Here is a 14261-nt window from a genome sequence, read left to right on the forward strand (position 1 = left end):
TTTCCGGGCTTTTTTATCTAGAAAGAGAAGTTGTTATTGGAGAGGGAGTTACAAAATGATAATTGCTTTAACCCGCGTAATTAAGTTGATTAGGCCGGAGGCCAGGGCTGTGTTCCCGTATAGTAATTCGTTGTATATCGATGATGAGGTGCAAACCTTTATAGATGCTGGTTCAGGGGGCAGGGCTTATGCGGAAATACCTACGGATAAGATTGAGTTGCTTTTGCTCAGTCATAACCACTTTGACCATGTAAATGGAATCAGTTTTTTCTCCCGAGCCAGGATTATGGCGGGTAGGGAAGAAGCTCTGACCTATCAGAATCAGGAGCTTTACCTGGAATTCTCCGGTTTTTACGATTGGGAAAGACTGATGGGGCAGATGGACCGGGGACTCCTCTCTGGCACCATGTCGCTTCCAGAAGATGTACCAGCCCAGCGTGGTTTTCAGGAAGTTCAATTGGATGGCTTAATAAAGGATGGGGATGTTTTCGAACTGGGGGCAACTTCGCTGAGGGCTATCCACCTGCCAGGTCATTCTCCCGGTCATTATGCTTTTTATTGTGAAAAGGAAGGGATTCTCTTTTCTGCTGATTTGGATTTGGCACCGGACGGACCCTGGTATGGGGGAGGACTTTCTGATTTTGACGAATTGGAAAAATCAATAAAAAAGCTGATAGAAATAAACCCCCGTATACTGGTAACTTCGCACCGGAGGGTATTTGACGCTGCTCAGGATAATATTCCTGCTTTGTTGCAGGCCTATCTGGATGTGCCTTTGAAGAAGGAAGAACAGAGCCTGATTTACCTGGCTGAGCCCAGGACTATTGAGGATATTGCCCGGCAGGAATTTATAGAAGGCTTCAAAGGGAAAACGCCGTTTGCTGTCTTTTTTACTAAAATGATGATTGATAAGCACCTTAAGCGCCTGGAGAAAGCCGGGAAAGTGAAAAAAATTGATGAGACCCATTACATAAGAATAGGATAGAATTCCCCGGCCTAATATATATTCCTTCATTATTCCATTGCTTTGTTTTGTTGGTAATGATTTTTGATTATAGCCCATAATTCATATAGCGGGGAATATTTTAATAGAGCTGTGGCCAGTTCTACGCATCCCAGGATACCGCTAAGGGTAGCCAGCCAGCCGGTTAACATTTCTGAACCGGAAGAGAAAAAGAAACAAAAGGCTAAAATATACCGGGCTATTACCCCATCTCTACTTAACATTAGCTTAACCTCACTTTTACTTTAACCCCATCTCATCGTCATGTAAGTTAAAAGATTAATTAAATCTAGTATTAAGCCTGGGAAGTCCAAGTATGCGAGCTGGCATTGTTAAGTTTAGGATAGTGGGGATTATTTCAGGAGAAATAGGAGAAGAACGCTAGATTAATCAGGACAGGTTTTCTTAAAAGGAGATTTTTAACCTTTTTAACCTGCTTTTTACGAATTCCTAATGATTTCTTAAAAGTAGTATTATAGAATGAATTAAAATAGGAAAGAATTATAATTTTATTAAAATAGGAAAGAATTATAATTTTAAAAATGCTTGAGAGAGGAATAGTTGGATAAAAAACTACTAAGTAAGTTTACCGAGATGAAAAAAATCCGCGAGCAAAGTGCTAACGGAAATATCAGTTTTCGGCGATTCTATCTTAAAGAGATTATTCCATTACCTGTAAATAGCTGTTTAACCCTTGTGAAAATCAGGGATATACGTTATGCTGGTTTAGGTTTATGTTTTGCAGCCTGGTTGCCATGTTATATATAGCGACAAAAAATTTGGCCAGGATTCTGTGAGAACATTAAGCTACATATATTCTGAGAAAGGAGGGGACTACAATTGGATAAAAAGTTAATAGACGAAATACTCAAAGACATTGGTCTGGAACACATTGACGGTTTTGAAGACCAGGAAGAGTAAGCTGGAAGCCATTTGAGGGTAGGATCAAATGGCTTCAATTATTTTCTGGGGGCATTTCTTTAAGCAAGGTCGAGACTGTAACCAGTTCATAGCCTTGCTCTTTAAGATTTTCAATTACAACAGGCAGAGCATCGGTAGTTTGCTTGCAAGTATCACTGGCGTGCATAAGAATAATGGCTCCGGGATGAACCTTCTTCTTTACCCTTTCTATAATAGTAGCGGTTCCCGGATTCATCCAGTCCAGAGAATCAACACTCCATTGAATAGCCTCATAATTTATTTCATGAATGGCTTCGATAACATGGTCATTATAGTCTCCGTTGGGAGTTCTTATCAAATTAGCATTCACTCCTGCTACCTCGTTAATATTCTTGTGAGCTTTCATAACCTCTTCCTTAATTTCGCTTTTACTTAAAGTACTGTAATTGATATGGCGATAGCCATGACTTGCCAGTTCATGACCGTCCTTTTTAATCCTTTGTACTACTTCCGGGTTTTCTTTAACCCAGGGACCGGAAAGGAAAAAGGTGCAGGTAACATCCGCTTCTTTCAGAATCTCAATAACTGGCATGGGAGTTTTGTTACCCCAACTAATATCAAAAGTAAGAGCCGCCATCTTTTTTTCGCTTGGTACTTCATATACCGGCTTGTTTTTATTATAGGCCTGTACATATAAAGCCCCACTTACCAGGATAATCAGGGTAATCAGAGCAGTAAGGGTCAGTCTGGTTCTGGCCCGTATCTTGTAAAAACCAAAAACCTTGGGCATGCTTTTTCCTCCTCTCTTTATTCTCCTACATTTTTATGGCGATGTTTCCAGCTTTATTCCTGCTTTTCCAGGAGCATTAAATCACTCATAGTTAGAAAACGGTAGCCTTGCTGCTTAAGCTCAGGAATCAGTTTATCCACTGCGCGGGCTGTTTCCAGGCCGTTTTTATAGCCATCATGAAGTATTATTATCTGACCAGGTTTTATGTTTTTTATTATGTGGGCCGCAATTTGAGAGGAATTGTTTCCTTGCCAATCTTTACTATCCTGCTGATAGGTCCAATAGGCTATGGTGACTTTTTCTTTCTGGGTGACCTCAACCATATCATAGGAAAGATAACCGCCTGGTGGACGAAAAAGCTTGGACTTCTGGCCGCTGATGCGTTCAATTAATGCATTGGTTTTTCGTATTTCTTCCTGGTAAAACTCCTTTTTCTTGTGATTGAAATCAGCATGACTATAACTATGGTTGCCGATTTCATGCCCTTCATTGGCCATTCTTTGCAAAAGATCAGACTGTTTTTCCGCCCTTATTCCCACAACGAAAAAGGTAGCCTGGGCTTGATGCTTCTTTAACATGTCAAGAACTACCGGGGTATTTACCGGATCGGGACCGTCATCGAAGGTCAGGGCCACTGCTTTTTCCGTAGTTTTTACATCAGTTATCACCAGTTTCTGGGCTTTCCAATTATGCATATTGGGGTGCAAGGCCAGGTTATAGGCTCCAAGTGAGATACCCAAAAACAAGATTCCTCCTAAAAAAAACCCCACGCTTCGCCTTTGTAATACAAAAAACATAAAAGCAGTTCTCCTTATTTACTGATTCTAATTTATATGTTTTAGAAAGGCTGTTTATGTTCCACATTGAGTTAGCAATCAAAGAAGCCTCCTCCTGTGCCCCATCTACAAAATATATAAATAATCGACAATATAATCGACAATGTATATAATGTGATTATGTATATTTCTACTACATTAGATTTTAAGGAGTGATAGGCAATTGAAAAAATGGATCAAAGTACTTATGGTAGGATTATTAATTACCGGCCTATTGGTAACTGTAATCGGTTGTAAAGCGCAGCAGAACAACAATGACAGCGCTCAAGAAAGCCAAAAGGGAAAGCTAATTGTTGGTACCGAAGCTACCTTCCCACCCTTTGAAATGATAAAAGATGGCGAGTATAGTGGATTTGATATGGACATCATAAGGGCTATCGGGAAAAGCCAGGGTTATGAAGTTGAGATTAAGAACCTTGGTTTTGATGCTCTGATACCCGCCGTTCAAAGCGGTAATATTGATTGTGTTATAGCTGCGGTTACTATTGATGAGGACCGAGCTAAAGTTGTGGACTTTAGCCAACCCTATTTCGATGCTGGGCTTATAATTGCGGTAAAGCAAGAGACTACCGGTATTACTACTACCAAAGACCTGCAAGGCAAGAGAATTGCTGCCCAGGTGGGAACTACCGGTGCCGATACCTGCCTGAAAATAAAGGATAAAGACCCCAGTACTAATGTGAAGATTTTCGAATCCGTAGGTGAAGCCTTTATGGAACTACAGAAGGGCGGGGTAGATGCGGTTATTAATGACCATCCGGTTACTGCTGATTACATTAAGACCAGTGGTAATGATTCCGTAAAAATGGTGGGTGAAGTCTTTAGTGCTGATAGCCAGTATGGTATTGCCGTAAAGAAAGGAAACAGCAAGCTCCTTAACGATATCAACGCGGGCCTTGACGAACTTAAAGCCAGTGGCGAATACGAACAGATTTATAAGAAATGGTTTGATTAAAAGTAGCCGTATATGATGCTAGGTGAAAAGCGCGAGTCAAGCCTCGCGCTTTTGATTGTGTGCTCAGGGGGATTTAATTAAATGCAGCTTTTCGCTCTAAATGTATTTTGTTTAAATATACTGCAGCCCGTGCTGGACTCAAATGGCTTTCAGGTAGTTAGTCATAATATGGGCCATTTGATGAAAGGTACTTTGCTAACCCTGGAAATAACCGCACTATCAGTTGCCTTCGGCATGTTCCTTGGTTTACTTGCTGCCCTGCTAAAAATGTCACCTTATAAAATACTAGCCATCCCGGGTATTGTATATATTGATTTCTTTCGGGGTACCCCGTTATTTGTTCAGATATTGCTTTTCTATTTTGGTATACTACCACTGGTATTTGATGCTACTTCCTTTCAGGCTGCAGTAATAGTATGTTCACTTAACAGTGGAGCCTATATTGCGGAAATAGTCAGAGCAGGTATTCAGGCAGTGGACCGGGGCCAAACGGAAGCCGCGCGTTCGCTGGGCATGAACAATCGCCAGGCTATGTGGTATGTAATATTACCCCAGGCTTATAAAATTGTAATTCCCCCGATGATAAATGAATTTATAGCCATGCTCAAGGATACTTCGCTGGTTGCCGTTATTGGGGCTCAGGAACTAACCCATCAAGGAAGGATACTGGTTTCGGTTACCTATGAAGCAGCCTGGATTTGGGGTACAGTAGCCCTATTTTATCTGCTGTTAACCCGCTTGCTTTCCATGCTGGGTGATTATCTGGAAAAGAGGTTAGCAACTGAATGATTACGGTAAAGAATCTATATAAGAGCTTTGGTCTTCTCCAGGTGCTAAAGGGTATTAATTGCCACATCTCCCCCCAGGAGGTAGTATGTATTATTGGCCCCAGTGGTTCGGGGAAGAGTACCCTTTTACGCTGTGTAAATCAACTGGAAACACCTGATTCCGGTACGGTAACTATAGATGGTATTGAATTAACATCGCCTCATACCGACATAAACAAAGTACGGCAGCAAGTAGGAATGGTCTTTCAACATTTTAATCTCTTTCCCCACCGGACTACGCTGGAGAATATTACCATGGCCCCGGTGATAATTAAAAAAACCGATAAAGCAGAGGCCGCGCGCATAGCCCGGGAGTTGCTTCGAAAAGTAGGGCTTTTCGATAAGGATGATGTATACCCGGCTCAGTTATCTGGCGGGCAGAAACAGCGCGTAGCTATAGCCAGGTCGCTGGCTATGCAGCCCAAAGTCATGTTATTTGATGAACCCACTTCCGCTCTGGATCCGGAAATGGTCGGGGAAGTTCTGGAGGTAATGAAGGACCTGGCCCGGGAAGGCATGACCATGATGGTAGTAACCCACGAGATGGGATTTGCCCGGGAGGTAGGACAGCGGGTTCTTTTTATGGATGAAGGACTGATTGTAGAAGAAAACTCCCCTCAACAGATATTTGAGAACCCTACAAATTCTAGAACAAAAGCCTTTCTCAGCAAAGTGTTATAATGCAAGCTTCCAGTTTCCAGGCCTTTACCAGCTATTGAGACCGCCTGTTCCCGGGTAATCAAATCATTAGGACCGAAGTGTTCAGTTGTATTATCATATTTCTGAACGATATCCGGCTTATATGCAAAAGGTATCTGAAAAGGTTGGTGAGGTAAAAGCAAAAGAGGTGTTAACCAGGACACATCCGAATGGACTATCTTTGGAAAATATTTTATTTCAGTTTTTCCGCCAGAAGGGTGCGGCGGTCGATTTAAAGCTTTTGAAATTAGCATATTCAGCGCTTTTGCCTTTTTAACGGTCAGAACATTATTGTTGATCCCTACATTTTGTCAAACAAAAAAGCAGGGACTTCCTAATATGGAAATCCCTGCTTAATCTCATTCCACGGTAAACTTCATTCTCGTTTTTATACCCAGGGTTTTATTTAAAGCTGATTGCAAGCCAGGTTCCAGTATCAAGTAGTAGCTTGCCCCGGCTAACCATTGGCCACCAGGGGGTTTAACCGATATCTGGCAGTTATTGCCGGATACCTTTTCAACGATTACCCCCTCAACTTTATTATCCCCGTTAATATCAGTAGCTACGTAAATATTGCGAAGATTCTCTTCATCGTAATTTACCCTGCCCCGCACCTACCGGCGTAAAGCACCGCGCAGGTCGCAAAAGCGCCTAACATTGCAGAAAACACGCTTTTGAGTACGATATAGAGATAAAACCGCAATCAAACACAGCAGCGCAAAGAAAGAAGCTATATGCCATGATTACAAAAAATCTAATTAAATTATGCAAAAGCTTCTTATGTCCATCCGGTTCCCCCGTTTACTCCCGCAGGTTGAACAGCCGTCCCCCCTTTTTCATTTCGTCCAGCATTTCATAACAGTACAGCATCAGGCTGTCGCTCCAGCGTATGCAGTCTTTGTACACCAGTCGACCGCTTTGTAAAAAACCCCTATCAACCAGAGCGGCAAAACGTACGGTCTGCAGTTTGGGCTTGAGGTCGTAGAGAATGCATATTAGTGAATATGTGGTTAATAAGGAAGTAGTCTTGAATTAAGAATTAAGAATTAAGAATTAAAAATTAAAATTTAAGAATTATCGTTGAAATACTCCGTATTTCTCTCTATTTTAACCCTAAACAAATCCGCGTAGTTCCCTAATGATTCCGCGGATTCCGCGTCAATTATTCATCCGAGTGCATATTTATTACTTTTTGCAGTGGAATCAACAATCAGTTACCAGCAGAAATAACAAAATACGGAATTGGGATTGATTAGTAAGCTTATATAAAAGAGGCTACTGCCGCAGTTCATCCGGTAGTAGCCTCTTTTTGATTATTTTCTTGGAAGTAAAACAAGCTATTTCCCAGTTATCGTCTTAATCCATTATCCCGGGTTATAGCAGTCCTCCAATCATAATCGCCCAGTTCGTATGTTTGACCGCCTTGCCAATTAATTTCCCATTTGTAATGACTTTGTAAAGCGTTTGTGTATAATATATTGACAATTGCATATAATACCTTAAAATTTAATTATAGAAAGGGGCTGATAAACATGGCCAAAACAACCAATTTAAATATTCGTGTCGATGAGGAATTAAAGCGGGAAGCTGAAGCCGTATTTAACGAACTGGGGCTTAATATGTCCACAGCCATGAATATATTCCTGCGTTACTCCGTTCGCTACGGTGGCATCCCTTTTGATCTCCGCATCGAAAAGCCCAACGAAGAAAGCATGGCTGCCATTGATGATGTTAATAATAACCGCAATATGAGCAAAACTTTTGATAGTGTAAGTGCATTAATGGAGGATCTGAATGCTTAAAATCAGGTACTCCAGCCGATTTAAAAAAGACTTTAAAGCTATTGTCAAGCGAGGTTATGATGTTAAGCTTCTCGAAGAAGTTCTTAATCTTCTGGTTCAAGAGAAGGTCCTTCCCCAGAAGTATCTTGATCATCCACTTACCGGTAACTATGCCGGGCATAGGGAATGCCACATCACACCTGACTGGTTACTAATTTATAAAATTGAAGGGGATATCTTGATATTGTCTTTGACACGCACCGGAACCCACAGCGACCTGTATTAATCCGCTAAAATGAAATTATGTTTATGGATTTACTTTAACTTAACAGGGGCGATTCCCAAGCGGGCATGCCCCTGTTTAAAGAAGATTCATCTCCTTGGCCTTAGCACGCAAACCGCAATCAACCTGTGTGATAGAATTGAACAGGAAATCTTAAAATTGGACACTATGGCAAACAGACACGCTCTATTCAATAAGGAACCCTGGTTTTCGCGAGGACTGCGATTCTTCCCCGTTGGTAAATTTCTCGTCTTTTACATTACCAGAGAATCCGACTGTACGACTCATGTTTTTCGTACCCCTACATTTTGTCAAACAAAAAAGCAGGGACTTCCTTATAGGGAAATCCCTGCCTAATCTTATTCCACGGTAAACTTGATTCTCGTTCTTATACCCAGGGTTTTATTTAAAGCTGATTGCAAGCCAGGTTCCAGTATCAAGTAGTAGCTTGCCCCGGCTAACCATTGGCCACCAGGGGGCTTAACCGATATCTGGCAGTTATTGCCGGATACCCCTTCAACGATTACCCCCTCAACTTTATTATCCCCGTTAATATCAGTAGCCACATAAATATTGCCAAGATTCTGTTCACCTGGTAAAACTGGGTGGGAAAAAGTGATAATCCGTGGTTTAGTAGCATCTGTAATTGATATCTCCTGGAATTCCCGTACGAAGTTAGCCTGCAACTGGCGACTACTGTTACCCAGGTTAAAGCTGTAGACGCTATCTCGACTAAGCATGCAGCCGTTTTCACTCCAGTTATCAAAAACATATCCACTTTGGGCTTGGGCTCTTACCGTGATTAAGCTACCACCGTAAAATGTCCCATCGCCACTCACGGTCCCTGCTTTGGCGTAATTACTGCTCAAGCTTACAGTATAACTGACAGGCTCAGGATTACTTATAGGGGTGTAAGTTACAAATTCAGTAAAGTGTTTGGTCCAGACTACCAGGTCAGAGCCAACATCAATTTTACCATCTCCATCAGCAGGAATCTCGCTATCCGCAACATCCTGGCGATCGGCAGAGAGGATACGGGTAATAGGGGTGAATACTCCATTTCTAATATAGCCCACCTGTTGCTGAGCCTGACCGGGAATAAGTATTCTTACCGCCTGGGAAAAGCTGATTTGCTCATCCTCCAGGCCCAGTACAATAACCATATGGACCTGACTGGCACCATTTATGATAGCACTGGGCTGATTGCTTATCGTAGGCAGCTTAAAAGTCCCATCCCAGCCATCCGGACTGCTGGCGATAGTTCCTTCAGGTATTTGTATTTCAACTGTACCCAGGGCAGTGGAACTGTTGATATTCACCTGAGGCATTGTGCTGCCTGGTGTAACCTCAATCGTAGCCTCGACTTCGGGGGGAATATTGATACTTACCGGTTCATCGTGCAAGACTATGGTTTCTTCTGCAGTGGCAGTTATGGTTGCCATCACTGTTACTGTACAGTTGGCACTAAAATCTCCCTCCACGGTCCTAACAGTAATGAAAGTAGTTCCCGGGCTTATACCGGTCACCAAACCCTCGCTGTCAACAGTTGCTATGCTGCTGTCATCGGAAGACCAGCTTATGTTCTGCTTGCTATTTTCCGGGATTAGAGTAGCTTTTAAAGTTTCGCTATTGCCTTCTGTAATCGTGGTGCTGGCTTTGTTCAGTTTTATTCCTTCTATCCTGGCCAGGACTTCCACCGTACAGCTGGCAGTTTTTCCCCCTTCTGAAGTAGTTGCCGTAATTATAGCTTGCCCCGGGGCTACCGGGGTTACCAGTCCGGTATAGTCAACCCTGGCTACTTCAGTATCGCTGGAATTCCAGTAGACATAGGGATTACTAGCGTAGGAGGGTTGCACCGTTGCTGCTAGTTTTTGAGCAGGGCCGTTTACTTCCAGGGTTAAACTACTTTTATCCAGGGTTACTCCGCTTACCGGGTACCACGGGGGTGGGGGAGAAGGCCTCGCGTTAACAGTTACACTGATACTGGTAGTCAGGGGTACGCTATTGGGATTTACTACCCCCGTCGGAAGAGTTACGGTTCCGCTTACGGTGAAGGTCTGCTCGGTAGTTACAGCCGGGTTATAGGAACAGGCGGCTACATCCCAGCTTACATCGGCCTCTGCATTTCCGCCATTGGTAACCAGGGTCACTTTGGCCGGCAGTCCCAGGGCTGCCGCTGTCTTGTCGGCGCCGTTGGCTATGCCGGTTATAGCAGAAGGTGCGGTAATGCTTATCAGGGCTTTATCTGTCGATATCGTATCCAATATGGTGATAATCAGTGTTGCCGCATTGCCCTTATTAAACTCCACCGTCAGCGCCAGCGCGCTGGTTTCCTGGGTTGCCAGGTATTCCTTCTTAATGGTCAGGGTATTACCTTGTATGACATAATCAGCATTTGCTGTTAAAGTCGCATTACCTTGTTTAACTACAGTTACACTAGTAGCCGAGTTCCAGTTAATAGTGGTAGATACATCAGCCGGGGCTTCCAAATTTTTGTTAAATGTTATGGTAGTGGGATTGATGGTAGCACTTACTATTGGTATTGCTTCCACTGCAACAATTACGGTTACCGCCTTGGTCGGCATGGTGAAGGTGTATCTGCTGCCTGCTGTTACTTCGGTTGTTGTTACTGCTCCACCGTCGGTATCGGTAACAGTGATGGACTTGAACTGTTTGCCCGGTTCTATACCATCTATGCTAACGGTTACGGTTTCTCCTGCTGCCGCTTCGGTAACCGGGTTAGTTGTTATAGTTGCTGTCCCGCCTACTACATTAGCTACAGTTATAGAATATTTGGTTGCTGGTGTAGTGTAAGGGGGATTATTTTTCAAGAAAGGATAACCGTCGTTCATGCTGTCATCAATATTCCAAACATTTGTAAAATCCCAATCTACATAAGTTCCTTGCAACTTCATATCTGTTGTAATTTTGCCTATTCCGGCGGCAGAGGAATCTCTCCCTGATGTAGTAGTGTCCCAATAACTTTTTTTAACGTTTTCAGCGTTATAATTTGTCGCCACTAATCCACCAACAAAATGATCGCCGTGCACTGCACCCCTAGCGTAAGAGTTATTAATCGTACCCAAATTATATCCCACCAGCCCGCCACAATCATTTGCTTTAACAATACCCGCAGCGTAAGAATTAGCAATATTACCTTGATTATATCCTACCAGTCCACCCGCCTTTTCTATACCCGTTACATCACCGGTGGCGTAGGAGTTAGTTATCGTACCATAATTATATCCCACCAGCCCGCCGACATTGTAACCACCGGTAACATTTATTTTCCTCAGTTTTACATTCTTAATTTGGGCAGTATTCTTGGTAAAACCAAACAAACCTACACCCCCCCCCGAACTCCGTTTGATAGTCAGGTTGCTGATGGTTTTACCGTTACCGTTAAATGTACCCTTAAATTCAAAACCCTCCTCGCCGATGGGCTTCCAACCTTCATTAGCGTTATAAGGCGCAACATTCAGGTCGATATCTGCTGTCTGTATAAAATGCTTATCAAGGTAATTCCTCACATGGTCAAGTTGTTCCGGCGTGGCTATCTGATAAGGATTATCCACGCTGCCATCACCGCCGGCAAACATTACTACATATGCAAATGTGGATACCGGGCTATTATCCAGGCCATCCTTTACCGCAATAGCTTTAATAATCGTATTTGAACTTATTTCTATCGCAGACGTATACTGAGGGCTACCAGTTGTGGGCTGGCTATTATCCGTAGTATAGTAAATCGTTGCTCCTTCGGTTGCAGTAAATAAGGTAATATTTTGCGTTCCAATATAAGTTCCCGCTGGTGGATTAGCACTTGGAGCAGCTGCAATTGGTGTATTATCTTTCAGGAATGGATAGCCTTTGTTCTTGCCCGCCTCAAGGCTCCAAGTATTTGTAAAATCCCAACCTACATAAGTTCCCGGAAGTTTCATCTCTTCTGTGGTTTTGCCTTCGCCGCCGGCAGATGAATTCATCCCTGAGGTATCTATGTCCCAATAACTGTTGGAGACGAACCTTATGTCGGGAGTTGTTTCTCCCACCAGACCACCGACAAGTTGTGTACCTGTTACAGCACCCGTAGTAAAAGAGTTGGTAATCGTACCATAGTAATTGGATCCCACCAGACCACCGATATAATTTGTGCCGGTTACGGCACACTTGGCATAAGAGTCGGTAATCGTACCATAGTAATAGGATCCCACCAGACCACCGACAAGTTGTGTACCTGTTACAGCACCCGTAGTAAAAGAGTTGGTAATCGTACCATAGTAATTGAATCCCACCAGACCACCGACAAGTTTATTTGTACCTTTAACAATACCCGCCGCGTAAGAATTAGCAATAGTACCTGCATTATATCCCACCAGTCCGCCGACCCTGGTTTGACCTTTTATATCTATATTATTGAGCTTTATATTCTTAATTTTGGCAGTATCCCCGGTACTACCAAATAAACCTATGTGATCCGTAGTACTCCGATTAATAGTAAGGTTGCTGATGATCCTACCGTTGCCGTCGAATGTGCCGGTAAATAAAGAGGATCCATTGCCGATGGGCTCCCAACCCTCACCCTCATTATAAGGCGTAACACCCAGATCGATATCTGCTGTCTGTATGAAATGCTTATCCAAATGCTTGCGCACGTTGTTGAGTTGTTCCGGTGTGGCTACCTGATAGGGATCTGCTTCAGTGCCGCTGCCGCCGGCGAAAAAGAAATATTCAAAGGTGGATATTAGGCTATTATCCATACCATCTTTTACCGCAATAGCTTTAATGATCGTATTTGAGCTTACTTCTATCGCAGTCGTATACTGATGGCTACTGGTTGTTGGCTCACTGTTATCCGTAGTATAGTAAATCGTTGCTCCTCCGGTTGCGGTAGCTAAGGTAACGTTTTGGGTTCCAATATAAGTTCCCGCTGGTGGATTAGCACTTGGAGCAGCTGCTGCATTGTATAACAAGAACGGATAGCCGTTGTTCCTGGTGCCTTCAATACCCCAAATATCCTTGAAATCCCAACCCACGTAGGTTTCCGGCAGTTTCATCTCTGCTGTGGTTTTGCCTTCGCCCCCGGCAGATGATTTCATCCCTGAGGTATCTATGTCCCAATAACTGTTGGAGACGACATCGTCCTGATGATTTACTCCCACCAGGCCACCAGCGTTTATCCCCGTCACCGCACCGGTGGCGTAGGAATTGGTGATCGTACCAAAATTGTCCCCCACCAGTCCGCCGGCAGTACTTGTGCCAGCGGTCACCGCACCGGTGGCGTAGGCCTCACTGATCATACCATTATCATTGAGGCCTACTAGTCCGCCGACCTGATTTGTACCGTTTACGGTAGCCGTAGCATAAGAATTGGTGATCGTGCCATAGAAAGTTTGTCCCACCAGTCCGCCGACATACTTTGAACCCTTCACGGTACCGGTGGCGTAGGAGTTGATTACCGTGCCGTAATAATTATATCCCACCAATCCGCCGACATTATCCTGACCGGTAATATCTACATTCTCCAATTTCACATTCTTGATATGGGAATCTTTAGCAAAACCAAACAAACCTACGTAACTCTCAGTACGCTTTATAGTAAGGTTGCTAATGGTCTTGCCGTTGCCGTCGAATGTACCGGTAAATGGGGCATATGGAGAATAACTGCCGATGGGCTCCCAACCCTCATCCGCATTATAAGGCGCAATACCCAGGTTTATATCTGCTGTCTGTATGAAATGCTTATCAAGATGATACCTTACATTGTTAAGTTGCTCGGCGGTTGCGACCCGATAGGGGTCTTCCACAGTGCCGCTGCCGCCATCAAAAATTATATATTCAAATGCGTATACCTCACTGCTAACTGTGCCATCCATCGCAAAAGCCTTAATGGTCATGTTAGATGCTACATTTATTAGATCGGTATACGGAGTGCTGCCAGTTGTCGGCTCAGTACCATCAGTCGTATAATAAACCGATGCTGCTACGGTTTCTGTTTTCAACTCAACATTTTGCTTTCCACCATAAGTTCCCGCTGGTGGGTTAGCGGTGGGAGCCTTTACTGCATAAGCCGTTGTGGAAGTAGTTAACAGAAATATGATAGCCAGCAGGAGGGTACAAAAACTCCTTTTTCCTTTCGAAAAGTGGGTAATACCATTGAATTTGTTATCAGTCATTCTCGCTTCCTCTC

13 protein-coding genes are annotated in these 14261 nt (G+C 43.4%); 8 read left to right on the top strand and 5 right to left on the bottom strand.

Going from position 1 to position 14261, the window contains the following annotated elements; translation table 11 throughout:
* The first annotated feature begins 55 nt into the window (after window positions 1–55).
* The gene (locus tag SWOL_RS05410; RefSeq protein WP_011640481.1) at window positions 56–985 is read left to right on the top strand and encodes an MBL fold metallo-hydrolase; all 930 of its coding nucleotides are present in this window, start codon (window positions 56–58) and stop codon (window positions 983–985) included.
* A gap of 29 nt (window positions 986–1014) precedes the next feature.
* Here SWOL_RS05410 and SWOL_RS05415 read toward each other — a convergent pair whose 3' ends face one another.
* Window positions 1015–1227, bottom strand: a complete 213-nt coding sequence (locus tag SWOL_RS05415) for a YgaP-like transmembrane domain (protein WP_041427412.1) — start codon at window positions 1225–1227, stop codon at window positions 1015–1017.
* Window positions 1228–1564: 337 nt separating this feature from the next.
* Between SWOL_RS05415 and SWOL_RS05420 the strand changes: the two genes are divergently transcribed.
* Window positions 1565–1771, top strand: coding sequence for a hypothetical protein (locus tag SWOL_RS05420; protein ID WP_041427413.1), 207 nt, complete (start codon window positions 1565–1567; stop codon window positions 1769–1771).
* Between the two features lie 187 nt (window positions 1772–1958).
* On the opposite strand, the gene pdaB is transcribed toward SWOL_RS05420, so the two are convergent.
* Together pdaB and SWOL_RS05430 are read right to left on the bottom strand one after the other, a co-directional pair.
* A complete protein-coding gene (pdaB, locus tag SWOL_RS05425) occupies window positions 1959–2693 on the bottom strand; it encodes a polysaccharide deacetylase family sporulation protein PdaB (RefSeq protein WP_011640482.1) in 735 nt (244 codons plus the stop codon).
* Window positions 2694–2746: 53 nt separating this feature from the next.
* Window positions 2747–3433: a polysaccharide deacetylase family protein gene (locus tag SWOL_RS05430; protein WP_162010599.1), complete on the bottom strand. Its 687-nt coding sequence runs from the start codon at window positions 3431–3433 to the stop codon at window positions 2747–2749.
* A 259-nt stretch (window positions 3434–3692) separates the two neighbouring features.
* Here SWOL_RS05430 and SWOL_RS05435 point away from each other — a divergent pair, with 259 nt between their 5' ends.
* From SWOL_RS05435 to SWOL_RS14875, 4 genes are all read left to right on the top strand, one after another.
* A complete protein-coding gene (locus tag SWOL_RS05435) occupies window positions 3693–4484 on the top strand; it encodes a basic amino acid ABC transporter substrate-binding protein (RefSeq protein ID WP_011640484.1) in 792 nt (263 codons plus the stop codon).
* A gap of 81 nt (window positions 4485–4565) precedes the next feature.
* Window positions 4566–5273 carry an amino acid ABC transporter permease gene (locus SWOL_RS05440; protein WP_011640485.1) on the top strand — a complete coding sequence of 236 codons (708 nt, stop codon included), beginning with the start codon at window positions 4566–4568 and terminating at the stop codon, window positions 5271–5273.
* Window positions 5270–5992: an amino acid ABC transporter ATP-binding protein gene (locus SWOL_RS05445; protein ID WP_011640486.1), complete on the top strand. Its 723-nt coding sequence runs from the start codon at window positions 5270–5272 to the stop codon at window positions 5990–5992. Before SWOL_RS05440 ends, SWOL_RS05445 begins: the two co-directional genes overlap by 4 nt.
* 121 nt (window positions 5993–6113) lie before the next feature.
* Window positions 6114–6287: a hypothetical protein gene (locus tag SWOL_RS14875; RefSeq protein ID WP_242649371.1), complete on the top strand. Its 174-nt coding sequence runs from the start codon at window positions 6114–6116 to the stop codon at window positions 6285–6287.
* An 82-nt stretch (window positions 6288–6369) separates the two neighbouring features.
* Here the strand turns inward: SWOL_RS14875 and SWOL_RS05455 are convergent, their stop codons facing one another.
* Window positions 6370–6624 carry a hypothetical protein gene (locus SWOL_RS05455; RefSeq protein WP_011640487.1) on the bottom strand — a complete coding sequence of 85 codons (255 nt, stop codon included), beginning with the start codon at window positions 6622–6624 and terminating at the stop codon, window positions 6370–6372.
* A gap of 918 nt (window positions 6625–7542) precedes the next feature.
* Here SWOL_RS05455 and SWOL_RS05460 point away from each other — a divergent pair.
* Window positions 7543–7812: a type II toxin-antitoxin system RelB/DinJ family antitoxin gene (locus tag SWOL_RS05460; protein WP_011640488.1), complete on the top strand. Its 270-nt coding sequence runs from the start codon at window positions 7543–7545 to the stop codon at window positions 7810–7812.
* On the top strand, window positions 7805–8077 hold the full coding sequence (locus tag SWOL_RS05465) for a type II toxin-antitoxin system RelE/ParE family toxin (protein WP_011640489.1): 273 nt from the start codon (window positions 7805–7807) through the stop codon (window positions 8075–8077). Before SWOL_RS05460 ends, SWOL_RS05465 begins: the two co-directional genes overlap by 8 nt.
* Window positions 8078–8433: 356 nt before the next feature.
* Here the strand turns inward: SWOL_RS05465 and SWOL_RS14880 are convergent, their stop codons facing one another.
* Window positions 8434–14247 (bottom strand): chitobiase/beta-hexosaminidase C-terminal domain-containing protein, encoded by a 5814-nt coding sequence (locus tag SWOL_RS14880; RefSeq protein ID WP_011640490.1) that lies wholly within the window; start codon window positions 14245–14247, stop codon window positions 8434–8436.
* Window positions 14248–14261 lie beyond the last annotated feature (14 nt).

Origin of the sequence: Syntrophomonas wolfei subsp. wolfei str. Goettingen G311, assembly GCF_000014725.1 — a bacterium.
Classification (GTDB): Bacteria; Bacillota; Syntrophomonadia; order Syntrophomonadales; family Syntrophomonadaceae; genus Syntrophomonas; species Syntrophomonas wolfei.